The organism is Synechococcus sp. R6-5 (assembly GCF_047461775.1).
GTDB lineage: Bacteria > Cyanobacteriota > Cyanobacteriia > Thermostichales > Thermostichaceae > Thermostichus.
Genome location: NZ_JANSHV010000282.1, coordinates 1 through 5,170, shown reverse-complemented (window position 1 = coordinate 5,170; position 5,170 = coordinate 1). Strand labels below are relative to the sequence as shown.

The following is a 5,170-nucleotide window of genomic DNA, read 5'->3' as shown; positions in this document are numbered from 1 at the left end:
AAATGAAAGATCAACACAACCTAGTTTGGAATGACTATGATTTGTAATTTTTTACAGAAAGAGGCGTTTTTCAAAAGCTGAGCTGGCACTTGTTCTCTCGTTTTAACAAGTTGGCCAGAAACTTCTTAAGCTTTCTCTACTCTGTAGGGACGCTCTTCTGGATCCAGCTGATCCAGCTAGACCAGGGCATGGGGTAAGACTACTCCAAGATCCTATTCTCCCTCGGGGGGTGCTGCCGCCTCAGAATCCAAAATGGCCCCTGCTCCGTAAGAGTCAATATCGATGGCCTGGGATCCACCGGCAGCCAACAGAGCCATCAGGGATCCCAACTGCCACCACACCAAGCCTGCCGTGCTCAACACTAGGATCCCACCGACGCAGGCGGCCAAGGCCGTAGACAGGCCAAACACGTTCAGACACGCGGCCACAAACCCAGAGGTAAACAGGCAGCAGAGACTGTAGGTGAGGATCACCCCAGGAGTGCGGTAGCGAATTTGCGCTTGGCTATCCCGGTTAAGCTGCCAAAGGGCCACCTGGTATTCCAAATTGTCCTTGAAAATGATGCCAAAGATAACAGCAAAAAAGCTGAATAAGGCGATGGCAGAGTAAATGGGGGGATTGACGAAGGGATCAGAAAGGGATTCCATAGGGCTGACCTCGGTTTGGGATCCAAGTCCTTAGCTTAACACTTCTTAGCATCACAGAAGATGTCTAGCAGGTCAATGTCAACAACACAACCGATAACGCCAGACCCAGTTGGGGCATGATGAGAACTGGTCGGGTATCACCTCATCTGCAAAAGGGCTGTAATCTGAGATGGGGGCTAAGAGCAGTAGGATGTTCGACAAGGGGCTGTAGCTCAGATGGATAGAGCAAGCGCCTCCTAAGCGCTAGGTCGGCGGTTCAAGTCCGCCCAGTCCCGCTTCCTCAAGCCGCCAGACTCCTGCCTGGGCAGGTCAACGATAGAGGTTGCAGGAGTTGTGTAGGTTGTAGCCGGAGACCAAAACCTCTTGCTGGCGATCCCTAAGGCCGATGTCACAGCGCAGGGGATTCCCACCAGCAGCTGTGTAGGTGTGAGACTCCGTCATCCAACGCATGCCAGCTGGGCCAGGAGTGGGAGGAACAACTTCGGGGAGACGATAGTTGGGGGCTTGCCAGGGATCTTGCAGATAACGATCCCCGTGGATCCCTCCGAATTGAATATCGGCGTAGCTGGAAGGATAAACTGTAAAATCCATGCGGAAGATTTCTGAAGCGCGGCCAATGGTCGCCAAAGCTGTTTGGGCTTCAGCAACTCTGGAGCGGCGAATGTGGTTGAGCAGGTTGGGAATGGCCACCGCGCAGAGAGTACCGACAATCACAATGACCACCAGCAACTCGATCAATGTCATGCCACGAGGAGCTGCAGTGGCCAGACGAAAGAGGATTCTCCGGAGATACACTTCATGAGGGGAAAACCGACTCATAGCAGTTCCAGTCCCGCTTCGGGAGAAATCAGGCACTTAGCTAAACCCAAAGGAGCTTGCCCCAGTATTCCAGCCTTTCCTTGGTTTCAGGTTACCCTTTGCGGATCCAAAACTTTCCCTGTCAAATCACGCGAACTCCTGAATCCAAAACCTCACTGGCTATCAACTGTAGGTAAATTTTTTGTAAACTGGCTTCAAGTTTTAAGGCCAGATAAATCTGAGTTCACTGTGAACTGTTTTCGCGGCTGTCTATGGGGTGACACTGCCAGTTGCTACTGCCCCAAACTTTTATGTGTTACCCATTTTTGGAACAGCAACAGATGAATTTTTGCCTGTGGCTATCTCAATCCCATGGACGGGAATGTCAGACTTATGGTCATTTCGATTCAAACTGGGGCACTGACCCACGCCTAAAACCTTTACTTTCAGAGCGGCGGGAGCTTTGGCAGGATGAGTACGTCGTTCTCAGCCCCCTGTTGGGATGGGGCAATACCCCGATTAGCCCAAGATGTCTATACAGCGGCGAATCAATACCTCGCTCATGCGTTGGCGGTAAAAGGCGCTGGCCCGAAAATCCGCGATCCAGCCGTGGGCTTGCTCTGCCAAAAGTTGGGGAAGATGTTCTGGATCGGGCCGGGATCCCAGCCGCACCAGTTGTGGGGGTGAAAGGGCAGCATTGAGCCCGAAGCGATAATCGCCTGAGTCGGGATCGCGGGATCCAGTGACGATCACCAAGGCGGGATCCGTTTGGGTGATGCCGAGCCGCTGAAAGGTGCTGGGGCCGCGCAGCCGTTGGGCCGGGATCCAGATGGATCGCAAGGCTTCCCCCGGCTGCAGCAGAGTTTGTTGGGGGCCGGTTTGAAAGTCCTGAGCGGGGATGTGGCGCAGGGATCCCTGCAGATCGATCAGCGTGTAGGTGGCCTCAAGAGCGATCAACACGGGTGCTACGACACCGACACTCAGGGCCAGGCAGAGATTTCCCCCTATCGTTGCCAAGTGGGCCACCTTAAAAGAGGCCAAAGACGCCATTCCCTCGCACAGGGCGCGGATCCCCGGCCAATGGGGTGGCCAATCGTATTGCAACAGTTGCTGGAAGGTACAGGTTGCCCCCAGTTTTAACCCTTCTGCACTGATTTCCAGCTCGTTCCAGTCCAGAGGATGCAAATCGATCAGTCCCTGCAGGTGGGGTTGCGGCTGTGAGAAGAGCCAAGTCCCCCCGGCCAGCCAGTTCCAGCCGGGATCCCAGGCGGTCAAGTCCTCAAGCTGTTGGGGACGAATGTAAGTGTGCAGATGGTGCAGATCCATCGGTTCTCTCAGGCGCTGAAGGGAATCAAGGGGTTGTAGCTTCGCCCCAAAAACCCTGGGCAGGGATCCAGACTGCAGGCTTCAGGGGGCTAGAGAGCTTCCTGAAAGCATTGGGCGAGGGCCTGGCATAGCTCAGGGACAACATCAGCAGGCCAAAAACCTTCTCCGCGCCGGCCTTGATGCAATTGCACGTAGAGGCCCCAGGCGGTGGCGCTGCCGCTGGCAATCAACGTCAAAGCAGGGCAAGTCTGCTCCAGCGTAATGCCCTCCTCCGCCATCAGTTGGGAGGCGATGGCCTCCATATCCTGCTGCAGGCGCTGCACCCCCTGCACAAACGCTTGCCACTCCTCCTGAGTGAGCTCCAGCGCCCAGGCTTCTCCCCCCACCAGGGCAACAAAAGGGGAACGGGTGGGATCCCAGCCCAGCCTCCAGCCGGATCCCTTGTGCAAAGAGGGGCGGCGTCCCGCCGTGGCGATTGGGAACCCGTCGTCGGGAACAGACATGCGAGGAAAAGCATCCATGGTGCTCCGCACCGCTAACGCGACCACTGCAGGTGGGCCAGAAAAGATGCGGGTAAAATCGACAGGGTGTGTTTTAGGATAAAGCGGCCATGGCCAGTTGTCAGGCTCTCACTGCCAAACCCCGTCGGTTTTTAGGGGCTCCGTCCCGCTGGCGCAAACAGAGCACCCTCATTTCCGGCTTGGGCCTGTTGCTGGCGGCCTTAGCGCTCCATGCCGCCGACGCAACCGGAGTTCGTGAAGAGACCTTGGCCACGGCAGCCACCCCCGAAAACCCAATCCTGCATATAGGCATTGTGCAACGCTTTGGCCGTTCTGAGACGGATCAAGTGGAGCTGGCGGCGCCGACGGGATCCCTTCTCACCCTGGAATTCCCTCAAGCAGACGGCAGCACCCAGACCCAGCGAACGCCTCGGGTCAGCATCGGCATTGTCAATCGCGCCCTGACCACCCCGGAAACCGTATACCGTCTAATCCTCAGCAGCCACAAAAGTTTTGAGAGTGCCGAGGCCAACGCCAACCATTGGCAGTCTCTGGGCATCAGCACCGAGATCGCCCAGCCGCAAGAATGGCAGGTGTGGGCCAACCGCGCCTACACCCCGCAACAACTGATCCAGATTCAGCAGTATGCCCAGAAGGAAGGGATCCCCCATGTGCGGCTCGAGGTGCAGGAGCGACGCGAACGGGCGGAGCTGAGCTGGATCCATGAACACTTTCGCTACCACCGCACCCGCCTCAGGGTGACCTCTGATGCTGGCTATCTGCGGGTGAACGACCGCCACTACGCCGGCTCTATTACCATTCAGCCCAACGCCTACGGCAGCTACACCGTAGTCAACGCCGTGCCCCTGGAAACCTATTTGCGGGGGGTGGTGCCCCACGAGGTGGGGTCGGGGGCTCCCTTTGCCGCCATGGCTGCCCAGGCGATCCTGGCGCGCACCTACGCCCTCAAGAACCTCCACCGCTTTCAGGTTGACGATTATCAGCTCTGTGCCAATACCCACTGCCAGGTTTACAAGGGATTGACCGGAACCCACCCGCGGGCTGACGAGGCCATTCGCCAAACCAGTGGCCTGGTGCTCACCTACAATGGCGAGCTGGTGGATGCTGTCTATTCCTCTACCAATGGCGGCATCTCGGCGGCCTTTGAAGATGTTTGGGACGGGGATCCGCGCCCCTACCTACGCCCGCAAGCGGATATTGCCCATCGTGCTCCGCAGGGCGAGGAGCGCCATCAACCGGGTAAGCCCCTGGATTTGCGGCAGGAGAGCAGCTTCCAGGCGTTTTTGGCCCAACGAGAGGGCTTCAACGAAGCAGGAGTATCCCGCCTATTCCGCTGGGAGTTCTCCCTATCTTTGGAGGAGCTGAACACCCAGTTGCGGGCCGGCCAAGACTACCTAGGGATCCCGATGCCCACCTGGAGCAGCATCGCGGGGATGCAGATCCTGGAGCGCTCCGCCAGTGGCCGGGTGCAGGTGATGCAATTGGACTTGCAGACGGCAGAAGGGATCCGCTCGATTCTTTTGCGCAAGGATCAGGTACGCTTGGCTTTTCCTCGCCTGTACAGCACCCTGTTTCGGATAGAGCCTCTGAAACAAGGGGAGCGATTGGCAGGCTATCGCTTCATCGGTGGCGGCTTCGGCCATGGGGTGGGCCTGAGCCAGTATGGCTCCTATACCCTGGCTCGGCAGGGGTTTAACGCGGCACAAATCCTCGCTTTCTACTACCCCGGCACCACCTTGGCCCCGCTGGGATCCCTATCCTTGCAGTTGCCTGCCGCCTCAGCAGCCTACTCTATCCGCTAGAGGTTGGGTGAAAGTTATGGCCGTTCGCGACAGCGGGACAGAGCCTTTAGAAGAGCATGACTCTAGTCAATAATAA

General features: G+C 57.3%; 5 protein-coding genes and 1 tRNA gene. 2 read left to right on the top strand and 4 right to left on the bottom strand.

From position 1 onward, the window contains the following. Positions 1 to 212 precede the first annotated feature (212 nt). Entirely contained in the window at positions 213 to 647 is a 435-nt protein-coding gene (locus NW818_RS12780) for a hypothetical protein (protein ID WP_414424766.1), read from the bottom strand. 201 nt (positions 648 to 848) lie between these two features. On the opposite strand from NW818_RS12780, the gene NW818_RS12775 reads away from it, so the two are divergent. Further along, positions 849 to 922 (top strand) — tRNA-Arg (locus tag NW818_RS12775). 34 nt (positions 923 to 956) lie between these two features. On the opposite strand, the gene NW818_RS12770 is transcribed toward NW818_RS12775, so the two are convergent. The 3 genes from NW818_RS12770 to NW818_RS12760 form a co-directional block, all read right to left on the bottom strand. After that, complete coding sequence (locus NW818_RS12770) at positions 957 to 1,391, bottom strand: type IV pilin protein (RefSeq protein WP_414424765.1); 435 nt, start codon at positions 1,389 to 1,391, stop codon at positions 957 to 959. Positions 1,392 to 1,964: 573 nt separating this feature from the next. Then, complete coding sequence (locus NW818_RS12765) at positions 1,965 to 2,771, bottom strand: FAD binding domain-containing protein (RefSeq protein ID WP_414424764.1); 807 nt, start codon at positions 2,769 to 2,771, stop codon at positions 1,965 to 1,967. Between the two features lie 89 nt (positions 2,772 to 2,860). Beyond that, positions 2,861 to 3,292: a DUF1818 family protein gene (locus NW818_RS12760; RefSeq protein WP_414382812.1), complete on the bottom strand. Its 432-nt coding sequence runs from the start codon at positions 3,290 to 3,292 to the stop codon at positions 2,861 to 2,863. An 89-nt stretch (positions 3,293 to 3,381) separates the two neighbouring features. On the opposite strand from NW818_RS12760, the gene NW818_RS12755 reads away from it, so the two are divergent. Further along, positions 3,382 to 5,094, top strand: coding sequence for a SpoIID/LytB domain-containing protein (locus tag NW818_RS12755; protein WP_414424763.1), 1,713 nt, complete (start codon positions 3,382 to 3,384; stop codon positions 5,092 to 5,094). Positions 5,095 to 5,170 lie beyond the last annotated feature (76 nt).